General features: G+C 64.5%; 17 protein-coding genes. 12 read left to right on the top strand and 5 right to left on the bottom strand.

The features are described 5' to 3' along the window. Window positions 1–6 precede the first annotated feature (6 nt). The 5 genes from EV664_RS02200 to EV664_RS02180 are packed head-to-tail and all read right to left on the bottom strand — an operon-like array spanning window position 7 to window position 4,398. Complete coding sequence (locus EV664_RS02200; RefSeq protein ID WP_229668035.1) at window positions 7–972, bottom strand: MDR/zinc-dependent alcohol dehydrogenase-like family protein; 966 nt, start codon at window positions 970–972, stop codon at window positions 7–9. A 4-nt stretch (window positions 973–976) separates the two neighbouring features. After that, complete coding sequence (locus tag EV664_RS02195) at window positions 977–2,083, bottom strand: inositol-3-phosphate synthase (RefSeq protein ID WP_133494037.1); 1,107 nt, start codon at window positions 2,081–2,083, stop codon at window positions 977–979. Between the two features lie 7 nt (window positions 2,084–2,090). Next, window positions 2,091–3,008: a glycosyl hydrolase gene (locus EV664_RS02190; protein WP_133494036.1), complete on the bottom strand. Its 918-nt coding sequence runs from the start codon at window positions 3,006–3,008 to the stop codon at window positions 2,091–2,093. Continuing rightward, window positions 3,005–3,805 (bottom strand): TIGR04290 family methyltransferase, encoded by an 801-nt coding sequence (locus EV664_RS02185; RefSeq protein ID WP_133494035.1) that lies wholly within the window; start codon window positions 3,803–3,805, stop codon window positions 3,005–3,007. Before EV664_RS02185 ends, EV664_RS02190 begins: the two co-directional genes overlap by 4 nt. Then, window positions 3,802–4,398: a histidine phosphatase family protein gene (locus EV664_RS02180; RefSeq protein ID WP_162848756.1), complete on the bottom strand. Its 597-nt coding sequence runs from the start codon at window positions 4,396–4,398 to the stop codon at window positions 3,802–3,804. Before EV664_RS02180 ends, EV664_RS02185 begins: the two co-directional genes overlap by 4 nt. A 225-nt stretch (window positions 4,399–4,623) precedes the next feature. On the opposite strand from EV664_RS02180, the gene EV664_RS02175 reads away from it, so the two are divergent. The 12 genes from EV664_RS02175 (at window position 4,624) to EV664_RS02120 (ending at window position 20,946) form a co-directional block, all read left to right on the top strand. Then, window positions 4,624–5,742, top strand: coding sequence for an NAD-dependent epimerase/dehydratase family protein (locus tag EV664_RS02175; protein ID WP_133494033.1), 1,119 nt, complete (start codon window positions 4,624–4,626; stop codon window positions 5,740–5,742). Further along, a complete protein-coding gene (locus EV664_RS02170) occupies window positions 5,739–6,824 on the top strand; it encodes an SDR family NAD(P)-dependent oxidoreductase (protein WP_133494032.1) in 1,086 nt (361 codons plus the stop codon). Before EV664_RS02175 ends, EV664_RS02170 begins: the two co-directional genes overlap by 4 nt. Further along, window positions 6,821–7,924: a glycosyltransferase family 4 protein gene (locus tag EV664_RS02165; protein WP_133494031.1), complete on the top strand. Its 1,104-nt coding sequence runs from the start codon at window positions 6,821–6,823 to the stop codon at window positions 7,922–7,924. The genes EV664_RS02170 and EV664_RS02165 overlap by 4 nt, the downstream gene beginning before the upstream one ends. Then, window positions 7,921–9,033, top strand: a complete 1,113-nt coding sequence (locus tag EV664_RS02160; protein ID WP_133494030.1) for a CgeB family protein — start codon at window positions 7,921–7,923, stop codon at window positions 9,031–9,033. Before EV664_RS02165 ends, EV664_RS02160 begins: the two co-directional genes overlap by 4 nt. Then, window positions 9,030–10,118 (top strand): CgeB family protein, encoded by a 1,089-nt coding sequence (locus tag EV664_RS02155; RefSeq protein WP_133494029.1) that lies wholly within the window; start codon window positions 9,030–9,032, stop codon window positions 10,116–10,118. Before EV664_RS02160 ends, EV664_RS02155 begins: the two co-directional genes overlap by 4 nt. Continuing rightward, entirely contained in the window at window positions 10,115–11,200 is a 1,086-nt protein-coding gene (locus EV664_RS02150) for a CgeB family protein (RefSeq protein WP_133494028.1), read from the top strand. The genes EV664_RS02155 and EV664_RS02150 overlap by 4 nt, the downstream gene beginning before the upstream one ends. Window positions 11,201–11,229: 29 nt before the next feature. Continuing rightward, window positions 11,230–12,258, top strand: a complete 1,029-nt coding sequence (locus tag EV664_RS02145; protein ID WP_373287475.1) for an NAD-dependent epimerase/dehydratase family protein — start codon at window positions 11,230–11,232, stop codon at window positions 12,256–12,258. Between the two features lie 60 nt (window positions 12,259–12,318). After that, window positions 12,319–13,335: a chemotaxis protein CheB gene (locus EV664_RS02140; RefSeq protein ID WP_133494026.1), complete on the top strand. Its 1,017-nt coding sequence runs from the start codon at window positions 12,319–12,321 to the stop codon at window positions 13,333–13,335. A 70-nt stretch (window positions 13,336–13,405) separates the two neighbouring features. After that, window positions 13,406–17,278 carry a CheR family methyltransferase gene (locus EV664_RS02135; RefSeq protein ID WP_133494025.1) on the top strand — a complete coding sequence of 1,291 codons (3,873 nt, stop codon included), beginning with the start codon at window positions 13,406–13,408 and terminating at the stop codon, window positions 17,276–17,278. A gap of 30 nt (window positions 17,279–17,308) precedes the next feature. Continuing rightward, complete coding sequence (locus EV664_RS02130; RefSeq protein WP_133494024.1) at window positions 17,309–17,689, top strand: response regulator; 381 nt, start codon at window positions 17,309–17,311, stop codon at window positions 17,687–17,689. Then, complete coding sequence (locus EV664_RS02125) at window positions 17,686–18,408, top strand: Crp/Fnr family transcriptional regulator (protein WP_229668034.1); 723 nt, start codon at window positions 17,686–17,688, stop codon at window positions 18,406–18,408. The genes EV664_RS02130 and EV664_RS02125 overlap by 4 nt, the downstream gene beginning before the upstream one ends. 102 nt (window positions 18,409–18,510) lie before the next feature. After that, complete coding sequence (locus EV664_RS02120) at window positions 18,511–20,946, top strand: GAF domain-containing protein (RefSeq protein WP_133494023.1); 2,436 nt, start codon at window positions 18,511–18,513, stop codon at window positions 20,944–20,946. Window positions 20,947–21,045 lie beyond the last annotated feature (99 nt).

The raw sequence follows: 21,045 nt of genomic DNA, 5'->3' as shown, positions 1-21,045 counted from the left end.
ACTTCGTCACGCCAGAGTCACCAGTGCTTTGACAAAGCCGTCGGGTTTGTCGCGGGTGGCATCGAGCGCATCGTCGAGCGCCTCGAGCGGATATTCGTGCGTGCACAGCGCCTCGGCATCGAGCACGCCGGACGCGACCGCGGCGACCGCATCGCGTACCCCCTGAAGCGCGACCTTTTCATCGCGTTCATGCGCGTTGATGACGTCGATCCCCTTCCAGTTCCACATCTGCATATTGACCTGACGCGGGCCGTCCTGATGATAGCCGGCGATGATGAGGCGGCCGCCGAACGCAGTCAGTTCGCCCGCCAGATCGAGCGGCCATTGTTTGCCCACTGCCTCGATCACCCGGTCGCACATGGCACCTTCGGTAAGGTCCTTTATTTGTTCGATGATGGCATGGTGATCGTCCATCGCGATTGCATGATCGGCGCCGAAGCGCTGCGCGAGGTCGAGCGAGGAGCGCCGCCGCGATATCGCGATGACGCTCGCTCCGCGCAGCGACGCCAGCCGGGTGAGCACCGCGCCCAGAAAGCCGATCCCGATAATCGCGACCGTGGAACCCGGCCGGATGTCCGACCGGCGAAAGATGTTGATCGCGCAGCCGAGCGGCTCGCCCGGAAAGGGCATGCCCGACAAAGCGGGGGGCAGCTTCACGACCTGATCGGCGCGGGCAATGTCATAATCGGCATAGCTGCGAAAGGAGAGCGCAGCGACCCTGTCGCCCGGCGAGGGATCGCTGACGCCCGGTCCCACCGCATCGACAATGCCCCAGCCTTCATGGCCGAGATCGCCGGGCGGGGTGGGATATTGCATCCATTCGGCCCCGTCCCACGGGGTGAGGTTGGAGGCGCAGACGCCGCAACCCTGAAGCCGCACCCGGACTTCGCCCACGCCCGGTTCGGGCCGGTCGACTTCGGCAATTTCGAGCTGTCCGGGTCCGGTAACCACGGCGGCACGCATTTTGGTCATAAGGTCAGGCGTCCTCCAGATAGGCATCAAGCGAATCCCACGCCGCGGCGTCGGTCTGTTGCCGGGGGGGATGTTTGCAGAAACAGGCGCACGGCGCGTCGATCGGGCCGCTCAGCCCGCGATCGCGCGCGATCATCGCACAGCGGATCATGTCGATCGCCACCCCCGCCGAATTGGGACTGTCCTCCACCGACAGGCGCAGTTCGAGGTTCATCGGAACCCCGCCGAACAATTGCCCCTCCATGCGAATGAAGGCGATTTTGTTATCGTTCTGCCAGGCGACATAGTCGCTGGGGCCAATATGAATATCCTGTTCGGCGAGCGGCTGCGCCGTGACCGACTGCACCGCTTCGGTCTTAGAAATCTTTTTCGAGGCGAGGCGGCTTCGCGCCGACATGTTGAGAAAGTCGGTATTGCCGCCGGTATTGAGCTGATAGGTGCGGTCGAGCTTCACACCGCGCCGGTGGAACAGATCGGTCAGCACGCGGTGGACAATCGTCGCGCCGAGCTGCGCCTTGATATCGTCGCCGATGATCGGAACGCCCGCCGCTTCGAACCGCGCCGCCCAGTCGGGATCGCTGGCCAGGAACACGGGAATGGCATTGACGAACGCCACCCCGGCCTCCAGCGCGCATCCGGCATAGAAGCGGCTTGCCGCCTCGCTGCCGACGGGAAGATAGTTGATCATCACATCGACATCGCGCCCGCGCAATTCGGCGACGATCGTGTCGCGGTCGTCTTCGCTCGCTTCGGCAGGCACGAAGGTGCGATCGTCGATATAGTCGGCCATATGGTCGGCCATCCCGTCGAGCATCGGCCCCATGCGCACGATCGTGCCGGTCGGTTCGACCATGGAGCAGAATTTCTGCGTGCAGTTGGGCGCAGCGAAGATTGCATCGGCGACATCGCGTCCGACCTTTCGCCGGTCGATATCCCATGCGGCGGCGATGCGAATATCGGACGGGCGATATCCGCCGAGCTCATAATGGGCGAGACCGGTCATTGCGTGCGCGCCGGTGCGAAACTGTTCGATGCCCTGCACCAGCGAGCTGGCGCAGTTGCCGACCCCGATAAGGGCGAGGCGGATCGGGCGGGATGTGCTGTTCGGCATGGGGTGTCTATCCTCCCACCGCGCGCACCGACTGGCGCGGGGCATAGCGGTCGATCATCCACGCACAGAAATCGGCGAATTGCTGAGGGTCTTTGGCGCAGCTGGTATGATGCGGTTCGACGCCGAGATGTTCGGGCGTGAAGCAGAACGTTACCGTCACATCGAAATCGGCGAGCGCCTCCATCTGCCGGTCGAACCAGTCGAGCGCGCCTTCGCGGAAACTGTCGGCCCAGGAAAGCCCGGTGCGCAGCCGTTTGACGCCGAGCCGCTTCATCCATGCAACGGCATCGTCGAGCCGGGGGTCCTGAAAATGAAACCATTGCATCAGCCCCATCCGGTCGGCGACGCTCGCATAATGGTCCAGCGCTGGTTTCGGCGTGCCGTCGGCGCGGATCAGGCCCATATAGAAATGGCGGAAATAGCTCGATCCCTCCGCCTCGCGATGGCGGGTGGTCGCGCCCCATTGCTGCGGCAGGTCGAACAGCGAATACCAGTAGATCCGATCCACCCGGTCGATCAGCAGTTCCGAGGTGCGGCGAATGCCGAATTCCTGCACCTCCTCCGCGCCGAACGACCCGACGCCGACTTCGGTGACCCACACGGGCTTGTCGGGAACGACTGCCTCGATCTCAGCAATTTTGGCGGGCCAATCGTGAATCGACCATAGATTCCAGTCGAGCGGAAAGCCGTGCACTGCGACCGCGTCGACGGCATCGAGCGCATCATGGCCGCGCATCCGTTCGATCCAGTGCGGGTCGATCGGCGACATGCCGCCCAGGACGCGGGTAATGGCAGGGTTGATATCGGCAATCGCTGCCCCGGTGCGCTTCACCGTATCGGCATAGATCGACCATTCGGGGTCGAGTTCAGGGTCCCAATGCGATTTGTTATTGGGCTCGTTCCAGATCATTGCGGCTTCGATCATGCGTTGCTCCCCCTTGCCGGATAGACCGCAGCGGGACCGAATTCGGCATAGGGCCGGTCGGCGATGCGGCAGAGATAGACTTCATCCTCCGGCTGATCCTCGATTCTAAACCCGGCAGCGCGCAGCATCGCCTGCGAACAGGCGGCATTGGGCACCCACCAGTTGGTCCAGTCATGCGCGAATTCGCGCTCGATAAAATGCATTCGGGGATAGGCCGGATTGTCGAAACAGGTCGGCGGCTGCGTCGTGCCGGGGCGATGAAAGGGCTGATCGTCGGGCACGTTCAGCACGTCGTGCGACCCCTGCTGCATCGTCTGGAACAGCATCCGGTCGCCGGCGACATGGCCGCGGATCAGGTCGAGCGCGAGCAGCGGGTGGCGCAGATGATAGAGCACCCCCATGAAGATCACGAGGTCGAACCGCTGACCCAGCGCGCCGACATCGTACACCGAGTGGCGGCGCCATTCGATATCGCCGACGCCGAGCGTTTCGGCGACGAGCCGCGCCTGATCGAGATAGCGTTGATCGCTGTCGATGCCCAGCACCCGACCCGCGCCGCGCCGCTTCATCTCGATGGCGTAGAAACCGGCATTGCAGCCGATATCGAGCACCGATGCGCCGTTCAGATCGTCGGGCAGCGCATGGGCGAAGCGGTCGAATTTCATCTTTGGGTAATCGCCCAGAAAGTGATCGGGCGCGGTGTGAATGCCATTGCCGAGATCGATGTTCTGAAACCATGGCGCGAGCGCCTCCACCCGGGCGCGCAGCGTATCGCGTTGCTGAAGCTGCGTAGTCATGCCGGCTGCTCGTTCAGGCTGATGAGCGTGCCGCCATGGCGGCTGTAGCGGATGCGGGTGAGCGAGGCGGGGGCGACCTCCAGCCGGTGCACGGCATTCGCGGTCAGCCCGAGAATGTCGATGACTAGCGTGCGGATGATGTCGCAATGCGTGACCAGCGCGATCGTTCGGCCGCAATAGCGCTCCAGCGCACCGGTCATGAAACCGCGCAGCCGGGCAAGGACCGAAATCATCGATTCACCGCCGCGCGCGGTGGCGGCTGCGCGGTTCGCATTCCATTCGCGCCATTCGGGGTCATCGTCGAGCGCGGCATAATCGCGCCCCGTCCATTCGCCGAAATCGATCTCGTCGAGCGCAGCGCCGGGACGCACCTGCCGTGCCGTGGGCGCAGCGAGGATCGCAGCGGTTTCGAGCGCGCGCCAGGCGGGGCTGGAATGGATGGCGGCAAGATCGGTATCGCCCAGCTTCGCGGCCAGCGCCTTTGCCTGTTCGCGCCCCGCGGCAGTAAGCGGCACCCCGGTCGTTCGCCCGGTCAGGATCTTGCCCAGATCGCCATGGGCGGCGTGGCGGATGAGCAGCATTTCGACGGTCATTCGCTCCCCTTCATGATTGCGTCGCTCCGTTCGAACCCGAAGTCCGACGGACATCTACAAACCTGCGCAAAGTAAAACTGTTCCTATACATTTGTTAATATTGGTATTTTTCAGGAACAAAGGTCATGTAAGCTTCTTCTGCCATGAACAGTTGAGACAAGCATAAATAACATTTGTTATTAACTCAGTTATTATCGGCTATCTAATCACTATCCGGGAGTGTTCATGGCGGAGTTGATTTTGATCACGGGCGGGGCGGGGTTTATCGGACGCAATGTCGGCGAAGAATTGCTGCGGCGCGGATATCGGGTTCGCGTTCTGGATGCGCTGCTCGATCAGGTCCATGGCGAGACTTCGGGTGCCGATGCGCTCGATTCCGGAATCGACTTCCAGCAGGGCGATGTTCGCGATGCGGGTGCAGTGAAGGCCGCGCTCCGCGATGTCGGGGCAGTGGTCCATCTCGCCGCCGAGGTCGGGGTCGGCCAGTCGATGTACGAAGTGGTCCGCTATTGCGACACTAATGATCTGGGCACCGCCACGCTGTTCGAACAGCTGATCGAAACGCCCGTCCGCCGGGTCGTCACGGCATCGTCGATGAGCATCTACGGCGAAGGCCTGTATCGCACGGTCGATGGCGAACCGGTCGAGACCGCGGTGCGCGAACCGCAGCGCGGCGAAGTGCGCGACTGGAACCCGCGCGATCACGAAGGGCGGCCTTTGTTGCCGGTCGCCACGCCCGAATGGAAGCGCCCGGCGCTGCAATCGGTCTATGCGCTCAACAAATATGCGCAGGAGCGGCTGACGCATATCCTTGCGCAAAGCTATGGCATGGAGAGCGTGTGCCTGCGCCTGTTCAACGTGTTCGGGCCGGGGCAGGCGCTGTCCAACCCCTATACCGGCGTGCTGGCGATCTTTGCCGCGCGGTTGCTGAACGGTCAGCCGCCGATGATCTTCGAAGACGGCGAGCAGCGGCGCGATTTCGTCCATGTCCGCGATGTCGCGCGGGCCTTTGCCGATGCGCTGGAGCGGCCGGGCGTATCGGGCGAAACGCTGAATATCGGTTCGGGGCAGGACCGGTCCGTGCGCGAGATCGCGCAGCAGCTTGCGCACGCGATGGGGCGGGGCGATCTGGCGCCCGAAATTACCGGCAAGGCGCGGATCGGCGATATCCGCCATTGCTTTGCCGATACGCGCGCCGCGAAGGACATGCTTGGGTTCGAAGCGCGCGAGGATTTCGCGGCGCGGCTCACCGAACTCGCGCAATGGGTCGAGGCGCAGCAGCGCGCCGAGGACCGGGTCGAACATGCGCGCGGCGAGCTGGAGCGCCGGGGGCTGGTGGCATGACGGCGCGCGACGGCAATACGGTGCTGATCACCGGCGGAGCGGGATTTATCGGCTCCAACCTTGCCCATCGGCTGGCGGGCGAGGGGTGTCGGGTGATCGTGTATGATTGCCTCGCCCGGCCCGGGGTCGAGGATAATCTGCGCTGGCTTGAGGAACGGCATGGCAGCCGGATCGTGCCGATCCGCGCCGATATCCGCGATACCGCGATTCTGGGCGGGGCGGTGAGCGAAGCGGATGCGGTTTTCCACTTCGCCGCGCAGGTCGCGGTGACGACCAGCATGACCGATCCGCGCGACGATTTCACCGCCAATGCGCTGGGCACGGTCGAGCTGCTCGAAGCGCTGCGCCGGGGGCGCGGCGGGGTGCCGCTGATCTTCGCATCGACCAACAAGGTCTATGGCGACCTGGGCGATGTCGGAACGACCCTGGGGCCGAACGGCTATACGCCCGACGACCGCGCGCTGGCGGAACATGGCGTCGATGAGCACCGGCCGATCGCGTTTCACACGCCCTATGGCTGTTCGAAGGGCGCGGCGGACCAGTATGTGCTCGATTATGCGCGCAGCTTCGCGCTTCCCGCCTGCGTCATGCGGATGAGCTGCATCTATGGCCAGCGGCAGATGGGGACCGAGGATCAGGGCTGGGTCGCGCATTTCCTGATGCGCGCGATCGATGGCGAGCCGATCACGCTGTACGGCGACGGCGAGCAGGTGCGCGACGTGCTGCATGTCGACGATGCGATCGACGCCTATATCGCGGCGTGGCGCGGGATCGACCGGGTCGCGGGACGAGCGTTCAATTTGGGCGGCGGCCCCGACAATGCGATCCGGCTGCGCGACCTGATCGAGCATATCGAGGGGCTGATGGAACGCCCGGTCGCGGTCACGCATGCCGACTGGCGTCCGGGCGACCAGCGCTGGTTCGTCGCCGACCGGCGCGCCATCGACGAGGCGCTGAACCTGTCGCGGCCCAAAGGCTGGCGCGAGGGTGTGGATTCGCTGGCGCAATGGATCGCCGAATATCGGCGCGAGCTGTCGGCGCAGGCGCGGCCGAAACTCCATCTGCGCACGGCGGCGTCATGAGCGGGAAAGCTCAGTTTCACCTGATGATGACCGCGGATGCGGTCGGCGGCGTATGGCAATATGCGCTGGAAATCGCCCGAACCGTCAGCGAAAGCGGCGGACGGGTGACGCTGGCGGTGCTCGGCCCGGCACCCGATGCAGAGCAGCGCGATGCGGCGCGCAGGATTGCGCGGCTCGATCTGGTCGATACCGGCCTGCCGCTCGACTGGCTGTGCGAAGGCCCTGAGCCGGTGGAGAAAGCCGGAAGCGAGATTGCGCGGCTCGCCCGGCGGATCGCGCCCGATCTGGTTCAGCTCAACAGCCCTGCGCTCTATGGGGAGGGACGGTTCGGCGTGCCCGTCGTCGCGGTTGCGCATGGCTGCCTTCCCAGCTGGTGGAGCGTCAATGGCGAGGGCGATCTGCCGCCCGCGATGCGCTGGCACCGCGCGCTGATGCGGCGCGGCCTGACCGGCGCCGATGCGGTGATCGCCCCGTCGCAAAGTTTTGCCGCGCTGCTCGCCGATATTTACGACCTGCCCGTAGCGCCGATGGCAGTACATAACGGGCGGCGCATGGGGAAGAGCGTGGCGGTGCGCGAGCCCCATGACTGCGCGCTGACCGCCGGACGGCTTTGGGATCGGGCGAAGAATATCCGCCTGCTCGATACGGTGGCGGGGCGGCTCAGCTTTCCCTTCCACGCCGCCGGATCGGATTGCGGACCGCACGGCGAGCGCATCGCCGTCACCCATCTTCATGCGCTGGGATCGCTGAGCGACGAAGCGCTGGCAGAGCAGCTTGCCCGCCGCCCGGTATTCGTGTCGGCGGCGCGGTTCGAACCCTTCGGCCTTGCCGTACTGGAAGCGGCAGCGGCGGGATGCCCGCTGGTCCTGTCGGACATTCCGACCTTTCGCGAATTATGGGACGGCGCTGCGCTGTTCGCCGCCGCCGGGGATGCCGACGGCTTTGCCGCGGCGATCGAGCAGGCAGTGACCGATCAGGGGCTGCGCGGCGAACTCGGCAAAGCGGCCGAGGCGCGGGCGCAGGCTTATTCGGCCGAGGCGATGGGAGCGAAGATGATGCACATCTTCGCCGGGCTGACCCGGCGGAGGGCAGCGGCATGAAAATCGTGTATTTCACCCATTCGCTGCTATCGTGCTGGAACCACGGCAATGCGCATTTCCTGCGCGGCGTGCTGCGCGAGTTGCAGGCGCGCGGGCATAACGTGCTGGCATGCGAGCAGCAGGGCAACTGGAGCCTTGCCAATCTGCTCGCCGATCACGGGCAGGCGGGGCTTGCGCCGTTTCGCGAGCATTATCCCGAACTCTCCTCCGCGAGCTATGCGACGATCCCCGAAGCGCTAGCGCTTGCCGAGGGCGCCGATCTGGTCATCGCGCATGAATGGAACCCGCCTGAACTGATCGCGGCGCTGGGCGAGCGGCGAAAAGCGGCGAGCGATCACCTGCTCCTCTTCCACGACACGCATCACCGGGCGGTGAGCGCCCCCGAAGAGATGCAGGCATTCGATCTGGAAGCCTATGACGGCGTGCTTGCGTTTGGTGCGGCGCTTGCCCGCATCTATCGCGACCGGGGATGGGGCGCGCGCGCCTTTGTCTGGCATGAGGCCGCCGATCTGCGCCATTTTCAGCCACCCGGGCAGGAGGGCGAGCGCGAAGGGCTGATCTGGATCGGCAATTGGGGCGATGGCGAGCGGAGCGAGGAGCTCGAACGCTTTCTGCTCGAACCTGCCGAGGCGGCGGGCCTGCCGCTCGACATTTATGGCGTTCGCTATCCCGAACCGGCGCTGGCCATGCTTCGGCGCCATGGCGCGCGCTATCATGGCTGGGCAGCCAATGCGCGCACCCCCGACCTTTTCGCGCGGCATCTGGCGACGGTGCATGTCCCTCGCCGCTATTATACCCAGCTTCTGCCCGGCATTCCGACGATCCGGGTGTTCGAAGCGCTGGCCTGCGGCATTCCGCTGGTCAGCGCACCCTGGGACGATGAAGAGGGGCTGTTCCGGCCGGGCATCGATTATCTGGTCGCGGCGGACGGCGCACAAATGACCCGCCATCTGCGCATGCTCGCCCATGAACCGGGCGCACGTGCCGAGCTGGTCCGCCACGGCCTCGAAGCGGTTCGAAGCCGCCATGGCTGCGGCCACCGCGCCGAGGAACTGCTCGCCATCGCCCGAACGCTATCGCCACGACTGGCCGAAAGGAGCGCGGCATGAAAATCGCCTTTTACGGATCGAGCCTGTTGTCCGCTTACTGGAACGGAGCGGCGACCTATTATCGCGGCGTGCTTCGCGCGCTTGCGCGGCAGGGCCATGCGATCACCTTTTACGAACCCGATGCATTCGACCGGCAGGCGCATCGCGATATCGATCCGCCCGAATGGGTCCGCTCGGTCGTCTATCCGGCGACCGATGCCGGGTTGCAATCGGTGCTCGCCGAAGCGGGCGATGCCGATGTGGTGGTGAAGGCGAACGGGGTCGGCGTGTACGACCGCGAATTGCTGGAAGGTATCATCGCTTATGCACGCGGCGATGCGCTGCGCGTATATTGGGACGTGGATGCCGCCGCGACCCTGGACGAAATGGCGGCCGATCCCGACCATCCGGTGCGAAACGCGCTGCCCGATCTCGATCTGGTTCTGACCTATGGCGGCGGCCCGCCGGTGGTCGAGGCGTATCGCGCCTTTGGGGCACGCGCGTGCGTGCCGATCTATAACGGCGTCGATCCGACCACGCATTTCCCGGTGGTGCCCGACCGGGAATTCGCCTGCGACCTTGCCTTTCTGGGCAATCGCCTGCCCGACCGGGAGGCACGGGTGGAGGCATTTTTCCTCGACCCGGCAGCGCGGCTTCCCGACTATCGCTTCCTGATCGGCGGCAGCGGGTGGGAAAGCAAGGCAATGCCCGACAATGTCCGACATCTGGGCCATGTCGCGACGCGCGACCATAATGCGTTCAATTCGACACCGCTCGCCGTGCTCAACATCGCGCGCGATTCGATGGCACGGGTCGGATTTTCGCCTGCGACGCGCGTGTTCGAAGCGGCGGGTGCTGCGGCGTGCCTGATCACCGATGCCTGGGAAGGCGTCGAGCAGTTTCTGGAGCCCGACCGCGAAATCCTTGTCGCGCGCGACGGCAGGGACGTTGCCGACATTCTGAAGGCGCTCACGCCCGAACGCGCGCGGGCAATCGGCGCTGCCGCGCGCGATCGGGTGTGCCGCGACCATAGCTATGCATTGCGCGGGGCCGAGGTTGATCGCGTGCTGCGCGCCGCGTGTGACAAGACAAGGGAAATGGCATGAATATCGTCGTTCTGGGGCTGAGCCTGTCCTCCTCCTGGGGAAACGGCCATGCCACCACCTATCGCGCGCTGCTGTCCGCGCTGTCGGAGCGCGGACACAATATCCTGTTCCTCGAACGCGACCAGCCCTGGTATGCCGGGCAGCGCGACCTGAAAAATCCCGATTTCTGCCGGCTGCGTTATTATGACAGCGTCGCCGATCTTGACGAATGGAAGGATCCGGTCGGACTTGCCGATCTGGTGATCGTCGGTTCCTATGTACCCGACGGGATCGAGGTCGGGCGCTGGGTGCAGCAACAGGCGCGCGGCATCACTGCCTTTTACGATATCGATACGCCGGTGACCTTGGCGGCGCTGGAGCGCGGGACATGCGACTATGTCACCCCGGCGCTGATCGCGGGCTATGATGTCTATCTGTCCTTTACCGGGGGGCCGACACTGACCCGGATCGAGGAGCAGTTCGGATCGCCCTGCGCGCGGGCGCTATATTGTTCGGTCGATACCGCGCGCTATCGCCCGGTGGATGTGCCCAAACGATGGGATCTGAGCTATCTCGGCACCTATAGCGAGGACCGGCAGCCGGGACTGGACCGGTATCTGCTGAACGCAGCGATCGTACTCCCCGACCGGCGCTTCGTCATCGCCGGGTCGCAATATCCCGATCACATCAGCTGGCCCGACAATGTCGAGCGGATCGAGCATCTGCCGCCCGCCGATCATGCTGAATTCTATTCCGCCTCGCGCTTTACGCTGAACCTGACCCGCGCCGACATGGTGGCGGCGGGATGGTCGCCCTCGGTCCGGCTGTTCGAGGCAGCGGCATGCGGGACGGCGATCATCTCCGACCGGTGGAAAGGGATCGGCAGCCTGTTCGCACCGGAGGAGGAAATTCTGCTGGTCGAGCGCGGCGACGACATTCTGGCGGCGCTGGACCGCGACCCCGAACCGATCGGCAGGCGCGCCAGGGCGAAGATCCTGCGGGCGCATGGCGCGGACCAGCGCGCCCGGCAGCTGGAGGAAATTCTGGAGATGCTGCCTCTGGCGGCAGGAAATGCCCGGCCGGCCAAAGCGGCGGCATGGTGAGTATATCGGCGTTGGCTGAGGAGCGATGCGTGAAGCAAGATAAGAAAGAGACCGCACTGGTAGCGGGCGGAGCAGGGTTTATCGGGTCGCATCTGTGCCGGGCGCTGCTGCGTCAGGGGTTTGACGTCATCTGCCTCGACAATCTGCTGACCGCGCGGCGGTCGAACCTGCTGGCGCTGGAGGCAGAGCGTGGCTTTTCCTTCGTTCGCGGCGATGTGGTCGATCCGCTGCCCGCCGTCATTACGGAGCGCGGGGCCGATATCACGCGAATCTATAACCTTGCCTGTGCAGCGTCGCCGCCGCTGTATCAGGCGGACCCCGAACATACGATGCTGACCAATGTGGTGGGCACCGACCGGCTGCTTCGCCTTGCCGAGAGGGCGGGGGCGCGGTTTTTGCTTAGCTCGACCAGCGAAGTCTATGGCGATCCCGAACGCCACCCGCAGAGCGAGGAATATCGCGGATCGGTAAGCTGTACCGGCCCGCGCGCCTGTTACGACGAGGGCAAGCGCGCCGCCGAGGCGATGACGTTCGATTTCGCCCGGTCGGGCCGGGCAGAGGTGCGGGTCGCGCGAATCTTCAACACCTATGGCCCGCATATGAACCCCGATGACGGGCGGGTGGTGTCCAATCTGGTCTGTCAGGCGCTGCTCGGCCTGCCGGTCACGATTTACGGCGATGGCAGCCAGACGCGCAGTTTTTGCTATGTCGAAGATATGGTGAAGGCGCTGATGCTGCTGATGGAAAGCGATATTGCGGGGGACGAGCCGGTCAATCTGGGCAATCCGGAGGAGCGGACGATCGCCGAGTTGCTCGATGCCATCCGGGCGCAGGTCGACCGCGAGATCGAGGTGGAGCATCGTCCGCTGCCGGTCGACGATCCGACACGGCGGCGGCCCGATATCGGCCGGGCGCGCGCGCTGCTCGGTTGGGCACCCGAAACTGGGCTTGCCGAGGGGCTGGCGCGCACGGTCGACTGGTTCGCGCGCGAGCTGGCGCGCAATGCGCCGGGCGTGACGAAGGAAGAGGATGCGCCGCGCGCCGCGATCGCGGTGTGATCTCTGCCGTTCTCTGTCAGCCGCAGGTCCGCCGGGCCCCGCCATGAAAAGTTGATTTTTATGCATCATCCGACCGGCCTTAATATTATCGCCATCGGCGGATCGAGCGGCAGCGGGGCGGTTCTGTCGCGGCTGTTGCCGAGCCTTCCCGCCGATATTCCCGCAGCGATTCTGGTCGCGACGCATCTTGCCAGACATGCGAGCGGCTATCTCGCCGAGCGGCTGAGCGGGCGCGGGGCGATGCGGATCGCCAATGCGGTCGATTGTCAGCTGATCGAACATGGCCATGTCTATATCGCGCCGCCCGACCGGCATTTGCTGGTGATCGACGGGACCGTGCGGCTGGGCAGCGGGCCGCGCGAGAATATGGCGCGCCCGGCGATCGACCCGCTGTTCCGATCGGCGGCGATGTATCACGGGCCGCGCGTGACGGGGGTGGTGCTGAGCGGCTATCTCGACGATGGCGCATCGGGATTGCGGGCGATCAAATCCTGCGGCGGGACGACGGTGGTGCAGGATCCCAGGGATGCGCAGGTCGGGGAAATGCCGCTCGCCGCGCTCGCCGCCAGCGATGTCGATCATGTCGCCACCGCCGATGCGCTGCCCGGGCTGCTGACCGCGCTCGCCCAGGAACAACGCAGCGGCGCGCATACCCCGTCGGATGCGCTGCGGCTGGAGGTGGAGATTGCCGCCGGAAGCCGGCTGGGCAGCGAGACGCTGATGGCGATAGCCGATCCCGCCGCCTTGTCCTGCCCCGCGTGCAACGGCGTGTTGTCCGAGATACGCGGCGCGCGGCCGCTGCGCTATCGCTGTCAGATCGGCCATGGCTATACCGCGCAGGCGCTGACCGCGCGGTCGGACAAGGTGGATGAGGCGATCCGCGTGGCGATGCGAATCATGGAGGAGCGGGTGACGCTCGTCGGGCAGATGGCGCGCGATGCCCGCGGCGCCGGACGCGATGCGGTCGCCGAATTATATGATGCGCGGGTGAGCGAATATCGCGGCTATGCGGCGACGCTGCGCGAGGCAGCGGTTGCGATGATGCGCTCGGCAAGGGATGTCGGTCAGGAAAACTGAGTAAGGGGCTATCTTCGTCCCTCATACGTTGCTTAGGCTTCCGAATGACATTGGATTGAACAGGAATTGCGTGCCCAATCAAAGCATCAGGAAGAAGCAGCGGACGCAGCGCTCCGACCGGCCGGCGGTGATCGTCGGGATCGGTTCGGGCGGCGCTTCCATGCAGGCGCTCGAGACCTTCTTCGCGAACCTGGGCGCCGAGACCGACGCCGCGTTCGTTGTCGCGCTGTCGTCGGAAGGCGCGCTTCCGCTCGAAACGGTGATGGAAAAGCTTGTCGGGCGGCACGGCAAGGCGGTCCGCCGTGCCGAAGACGGCGCGCGCCTTGAACGCGGCGCTATTCTGGTCGCAGCGCCTGACGAGATCGTGACCTTCGTCGAAGACGCTATCCGGGTGACGGCGAGCGACGGTCCGGCGGGGCGTGGATCGGTCGATTCGATGCTGATCTCGCTCGCCCGCCACGCGCATGAGCGCGCGGTCGCGGTGATCCTTGCCGCGAACGGCGCCGAGGGAAGCGCCGGGGTCGCGGCGCTGAAGAAATTCGGCGGGCTGAGCATCGCTCAGGCCGATGATGCGCAGGTGACGGGCGAAGCCGCTGTCGGGCCGGCGCCGGTTGCCGATCTGCACGTCGCGGTGGCGCGGATGCCGGGCGAAATCGCGCGCTACGCAGCGAATCTCGCGGGCGCGCAGGCGCTGGATACCGACCGGATGCCGCGCGAGATCGAGGGGCAGATCGGCACGATCGTCGCTGCGCTGCGCAACGTCACCGGCCATGATTTTCACGGCTATAAGCGCGGCACCTTTGTTCGCCGGGTGCAGCGACGGATGCAGGTGCTGCAGATCGACCGGCTGACGGATTATATCGAACGGCTGCGCGGCGAGCCGCAGGAGGTCCAGAATCTGTTTCAGGACCTGCTGATCGGGGTAACGCAATTTTTTCGCGATCCCGAAGAGTTCGAGGCGCTGGAACGCGAAATCCCGGCCTTGTTCGAAGGCAAGGGGCCGAACGATCAGCTACGCGTATGGGTGCTCGGCTGCGCGACCGGGGAGGAGGCCTATTCGATTGCGATCCTGTTGCGCGAGCATATGGCGACGATCGACCGTCCACCCGATGTGCAGATTTTTGCGACCGATCTCGACGCGCGCGCGCTCGGCCTTGCACGGGCGGGCCGGTATAGCGAGGCGATCCGCGATCAGGTGCGCCCCGACCGGCTGAAACGCTGGTTCATCCCGGAGGGCGCGACCTATTGCGTGAAGAAGGAGCTGCGCGAAATGTGCATCTTCTCCCCTCATAGCATCGTCAAGGACGCGCCCTTTTCGCGGCTCGACATTTTGTCGTGCCGCAACCTGCTGATCTATCTCAATTCGGAAATGCAGAACCGCGTCCTGCCGATTTTCCATTTCGCGCTGAAGCCGGGCGGCATCCTGTTCCTGGGATCGGCGGAAAATGTCACGCGCCACGCCCGGCTGTTCGCGCCCGTCGATCGCAAGAGCCGGCTGTTTCGACGGGCCGAGACAGCAAATCGCATCATCCCCGACTTTCCGCTGACGTCGCGCAGCAAGGCGGCCGATCCGTCCGAGACGGCGCGGCACAACCCGACCGGGCGGCTGAGCAGCTCGATCAGCCGACAGGCAGAGGCCATGGCCGAACGCTATGCGCCCGCCTATCTGGTGGTCGATGCGCATGGCGATGTGCTGCATTTTTCCGGGCGAACCGGACGCTATATCGAGCCCAGTCCGGGCGCGCCGACGCTGAACCTCAACAGTCTGGTGCATCGCGACCTGCGGCTGGATGTCGGGTCCGCGCTGACCCGTGCCATCGCCCAGGGGCGGCGGGTCGAAATGCCGCGCATGGTGATCCGGCAGGACGATCAAAGCTATGGCGTCACGATCGTCGTCGAACCGATCGGCGACGAAAAAGTGCGATCATTCGTCGTGCTGTTTCAGGATCTGGGCATCGTGCCGCAGGATGGCGGCTGGGGCGGCGGTGGCGGTGACAGCGACGAGCATGTCAGCGCGCTGGAGGCCGAGCTTCGTCTGACCCGCGAACGGTTGCAGGCGACGATCGAGGAACAGGAATCGACCAATGAAGAGCTGAAATCCTCGAACGAGGAATATCAGTCGATCAACGAAGAGCTGCAATCGGCCAATGAGGAGCTGGAGACTTCCAAGGAGGAACTGCAATCGGTCAATGAGGAATTGCAGACGGTAAACGGCGAACTGGCCAATCGTGTGTCCGAACTGGGTCGGACCAATTCCGACCTGAAAAACCTGCTCGAATCGACGCAGATCGCGACGGTGTTTCTCGACTCCGACCTGTGTATCCGCAACTTCACGCCCGCCGCGACCGACGTCCTGCATTTGCTGGAGAATGATGTCGGGCGGCCGCTCGACCATGTCGTATCGCGGCTTTGCTATCCCGAACTGGTCGATGATGTGCGCATGGTGCTGCGCAAGCTCGTGCCCATCGAACGGCAGGTCGTCGATAAGGATCAGGACCGGCATTATGCCGTCCGGGTGCTGCCGTACCGCAATACCGACAATTATATTCAGGGCGCGGTCCTGACCTTTACCGACCTTACCGATGTGCTGAAGGCGCAAAAGGCGCTTCGCACCAGCGAGGAGCGGTTCCGCGTCTTTATGAATTCGAGCTGCGAGGCGGCATATCGCATGTCGCCCGACTGGGAAGAGATGCGCTATCTCGCCGGGCGCGACTTTCTGGAGGATATGCCCGAACCGTCCACCGACTGGATGGAATCCTATATCGCTGAAGAGGACCGGGCGACCATCCGCGCCGCGATCGACGAGGCGATCGCCGGGAAAAAGCCGTTCGTCCACGAACATCGCGTCCGCAATATCGACGGAACGTTCAGCTGGACGCTGTCGCGCGCCGTGCCGATGCTGGATGACGAAGGCCATATTGTCGAATGGCTGGGCACCGCCACCGATATGACCGCGCGGCATGAGGCGGAACAGGCGCTGCGGGCAAGCGAACGCCGTCTGCAATTGCTGATCGAAGGCATGCCGCAGCTCGTCTGGCGATCGGCGAGCGGGGGCCATTGGACCTGGGCGAGCCCGCAATGGCTGGCATTTACCGGCCAGTCGGCAGAGGCGGCGCAGGGGCTGGGCTGGCTCAATGCGCTTCACCCCGAGGATCGCGACAGCGCGCTCGCCTTCTGGAAAGGAGCGGCGGCCGAGGGGCAACTGACCATGGAGGGGCGGATCCGCTCCGCTTCGGGCGAATATCGCTGGTTCAAGACGCGGGCATCGCCGGTGCGCAATCGCGAGGCTGAGATTCTCGAATGGCTCGGCACGTCGACCGATATTCACGAGCTGCGCGAGTTGCAGGATCGCCAGCGGGTGCTGGTCGCCGAATTGCAGCACCGGGTGCGCAACATGCTGACCGTGGTGCGATCGGTATTTTCGCGCACCGTGGATTCGAGCGGGGACATGGAGGCGCTCGCCGACCATTTTCGCGGGCGGCTCGACGCGCTTGCCCGCACGCAGGTGGTCATCACCCAGGATGCGAGCGGCGAGGTCGATCTGGAAAATATGATCCGCGACGAATTGCTGAGCGTCGGGGTCGTAAACGACGAGGCGGCAGAGATTGGGGGACCGGAAGTGGCGCTCACCCCCGCCACGGCCGAGCTGTTCGGGCTGGCCATTCACGAGCTGACGACCAATTCATTGAAATACGGGGCGCTTTTGCACGCCGAGGCCAGGCTGATTATAAACTGGGAGACCAACCTGGATCAAAGCGGCATTCGCCATCTCCGGTTTATCTGGCGCGAACAGGGCGTGCCCGCGGTCTCGGTCGAACCCCGCAAAGGGGGATTCGGACGCGAATTGATTGAGGAAGCACTGCCCTATCGACTGGGGGCAGAAACGCGCCTGGAATTTTTGGGGGGCGGCGTTCGATGCTCGATCGGGCTTGCGCTCGAATAGCATCGGGCAGGTTGCCTGAAAGAAAGGTAGATGATGGGCAACCCTTTGGCCGATAAGCGCGTTCTGGTCGCCGAAGACGAATATTTCATTGCCTCCGATATCAGGCGGCTGCTTGAGCAGGAGGGGGTGATTATCATCGGCCCGGTCGGCGACCTTCCGGGCGCAACGCGACTGGCCGGAGAGGCCGAAGGGATCGATGCCGCGATTCTGGATGTGAATCTGGCAGGCGAATTGACCTATCCACTGGCCCGGTCGCTGGTCGAGCGGGGAGTGGCCTGCATGTTTTTGACCGGATATGACGACTGGGCCATACCGGAGGATTGCGGAACGCTGCCGCGCGTGGCCAAGCCGTTTTCCGAACGCGAAGTCATCGAGACGCTGACGGCGCTCGTCGACGCACCCGGTTCGTGAGCGCGCCCACGCCCTTGCCCGACGTGTCGAACGAACCTGCGCTGACCCGCCTCAACCGGCTGGCCGCCCTTGACGAAGCCGCACAATCCGAACTGAACGCATCGCTGCGCCGCCGCCGCAGTGCGCAGGCGCGCCGTGAAGTCGTGGCGGAGGGCGAAGTGATTACCGAACCGCTGCTGATCCTGCGCGGATGGGCAGCGCGGGTGCGCGTGCTGCCCGACGGACGGCGGCAGCTCATCAACTTCCTCCTCCCCGGCGATCTGATCGGCCTGTGCCGCCATCCCGACCCCTGCACCGCCTCCACCATCTTGGCGATCACTGATGTGCAATATTGCACCGCGCCGCGCGGCGCGCCCGATGCACCGCTGGGAATCGCATATGCGGTGAGCAGAGCGATCGAAGAGGCCTATCTGCTGAGCGCGATCACGCGGCTGGGACGACTGAACGCGCAGGAGCGGCTGCACGATCTGTTCCTCGAAGTGCTCGAACGAATGCAGCTGGCGGGCATTACCAGCGACAACAGCATTCCCATGCCGCTGACGCAGGAAGTGCTGGCCGATGCGCTCGGCCTGACATCGGTGCATGTGAACCGCATGATCCAGCTTTCGCGGCGCCAGGGGCATCTGGTGCTGGCAGGCGGGACGCTGACGATCACCGATCCCGATGCGCTGGGCAGCATGATCGGCAGAAGTCCGGTCCGCATATGGGGCGGTTGCTGATTCTTCGGAAAAGCGCATCGCCACGGTGGATTGGACAGAAGCTGCGCAGCCTGCGATCATGCGGACGCGCGAACCGATCCGAAACTTCTGGACGCTGATGCCATGGCCGAAAAGCGGGAATTGCTCAGGCGTCAGCAGGTTCTGGCAAAGTTCGGCGATTTCATCCTCGACAGCGAAGATTTGCAGGAAATCCTGACCGAGGGATGTCGGCTGATCGGCGAAGCGCTGGGCACCGATCTCGCCAAAATTCTGGAGATCGATCGCAGGAGCAACCGTGCACTGGTGCGGGCAGGGGTCGGCTGGTCCCACGATGTCGTGGGCAAAGCGTGGATCGACCTTCATCAGCGCTCGTCCGAAGCTTATGCGATTCATAGCGGCGAACCGCTCGTCACAAACGATATCCGACAGGATGGCCGGTTCGATTTTCCGGCCTTTATGCGCGATGAAGGCGTTGTTGCGCTGGTCAATGTGCCGATATTGTTTCCGGGACGCGAACCCTATGGCGTGCTTCAGGTCGATTCCAAGACGCAGCGAAATTTCGGCGAAGAGGAAATCGAATTTCTGCGCATCTATGCCATGGTGCTGGGACCGGTGGTCGACCGGCTGAAAAAGCTGAACGACCTTCGCGTTGCTGACGAACAATATCGGCTGATCGTCGAAAATGCGCGCGATCACGCGATTTTCCTTACAGATACCAACGGCACGATCACGGCATGGCCGGCAGGCGCGCAAGCGGTCTTCGGATGGAACGCGCACGAAGCGATCGGGCGGACGACCGAGATGCTGTTCACCCCGCGGGATCGCGAATCCGGCCGACCGGCACAGGAAATCGGAGCTGCCGGGCGGGACGGCAAGGTTGCCGATGTGCGCTGGCATGTAGCGAAGGACGGCACGCCGGTCTTTATCGACGGACAGATGATCGCGCTGGCGGGCGAGGGCACCGGTTTCATGAAGATCGGGCAGGACGTGACCGAGCGCAGAAAGGCGGAGGATGCGCTGCGCCGGAGCGAAGCGCGAACCAAGGCCGATCTTGCCGCCATGCAGCAGTTGCAGGAGGTCAGCACGCTGCTGGTCGGCGATCATGCGCCGCAATATCTGTACGATCGTATCGTCGATGCCGCACGCGCGCTGATGCAGTCGGATGCGGCGAGCCTGCAGCTGCTCGATCGGGATAGCGGCACGTTGAAATTGCAGGCAAGCTGCGGTCTCCATCCGGTTTCGGTCGATTGTTGGCAACACGTCGATGCGTCGGGCGACAGCGTTTGCGGTCAGGCGCTGCGCAGGCAGGAACGCGTCATCGTCACCGATGTCGCGGCAGACCCTGCGGGTCCGGCGGAGCGCGAAGCCTATGACAAATCGGGCATCCGATCGGTGCAAACTACCCCCCTTCGCGCGCATAGCGGGCAGATTGTTGGCATGTTGTCGACCCACTGGCAGCGCAGGCATGTGCCGGGCGCGGCGGAGCTGCGCTTTTTCGACGTGCTCGCCCGGTTGTCGGCCGACCTGATCGAACGGCTCGACGCGGGCGAGGATCTGCGCCGCAGCGAGGAGCGGTTGCGCAGCGCGGTCGAGGTAGGACATCTCGGCCTGTGGGACTGGAATGTGCGCACCGGCGACATCCACTGGTCCGACGAACATTTTCGTATGGAAGGCTATGGCGTGGGCGAGGTCACACCGAGCTATGATGTCTGGTCAGGTCGCCTCCATCCCGACGATCGCGAAGAAACCGAGGCGAAGGTGCACGAAGCGATGGCGGACAAGAAGGAATATGAGCATGAATTCCGCTCGCTGCACCCGGATGGTACGGTGCGCTGGCTGCATGCGCGCGGACGGTTCTTCTATGATCGCGAAGGGCAGCCGCTGCGCATGATCGGCGCGATGATCGATGTGACCGGGCGGCGCGAATGGGAGAGCCGCCAGAATATCCTGATCGCTGAATTGCAGCACCGCACGCGCAACCTGATCGGCGTGGTGCGCAGCATCGCCGCGAAAACGCTGAGCGGGTCGCGCGATCTGGCGGAGTTCGACGCGCGCTTTTCCGACCGGCTCCAGGCGCTGGCACGGATTCAGGGGCTGTTGTCACGGCTGAAAGACGATGAGCGGGTAGCGTTCGATATGCTGGTGCGCAACGAGCTGGAGGGGATGAACGCGCCGATGGAGCGAGTGTCGCTGGCCGGCCCCGCGGGCGTGCGGCTGCGCTCTTCCACTGTGCAGACGCTTGCGATGGCGCTGCACGAGCTGGCGACCAATGCCGCCAAATATGGCGCGTTCCGCCATGAGGGCGCGACGCTCTCCGTCCGCTGGGCGCTGGCCGCGGCGAACGGGGAAGGCGAACCGCGACTGGACGTGGAATGGCGCGAAAGCGGCGTCCCGATCGACCACGATACCATTACGCGCAACGGGCAGGGGCGCGAGCTGATCGAACAGGCACTGCCCTATCAGCTGCGCGCCGAAACCAGCTATGCGTTCGGCGAAGACGGAGTGCGCTGCACGATCTCGCTTCCGATATCGGCGCGCACCTTTGAAGAGCGCCGATAAGGGGGGCATCGGTTCCGGCGCGACTTTTGTCCGACACGCCGCGTCGTTCGATTCACTCGGTTTAGTCCGGGGAAGGCGGGCCACGCCTTCGCTTTGGAT

The organism is Stakelama pacifica (assembly GCF_004361835.1).
GTDB lineage: Bacteria > Pseudomonadota > Alphaproteobacteria > Sphingomonadales > Sphingomonadaceae > Sphingomonas > Sphingomonas pacifica.
Note: the sequence above shows the minus strand (reverse complement) of the source record. Positions and strands in the feature narration are given on the sequence as shown.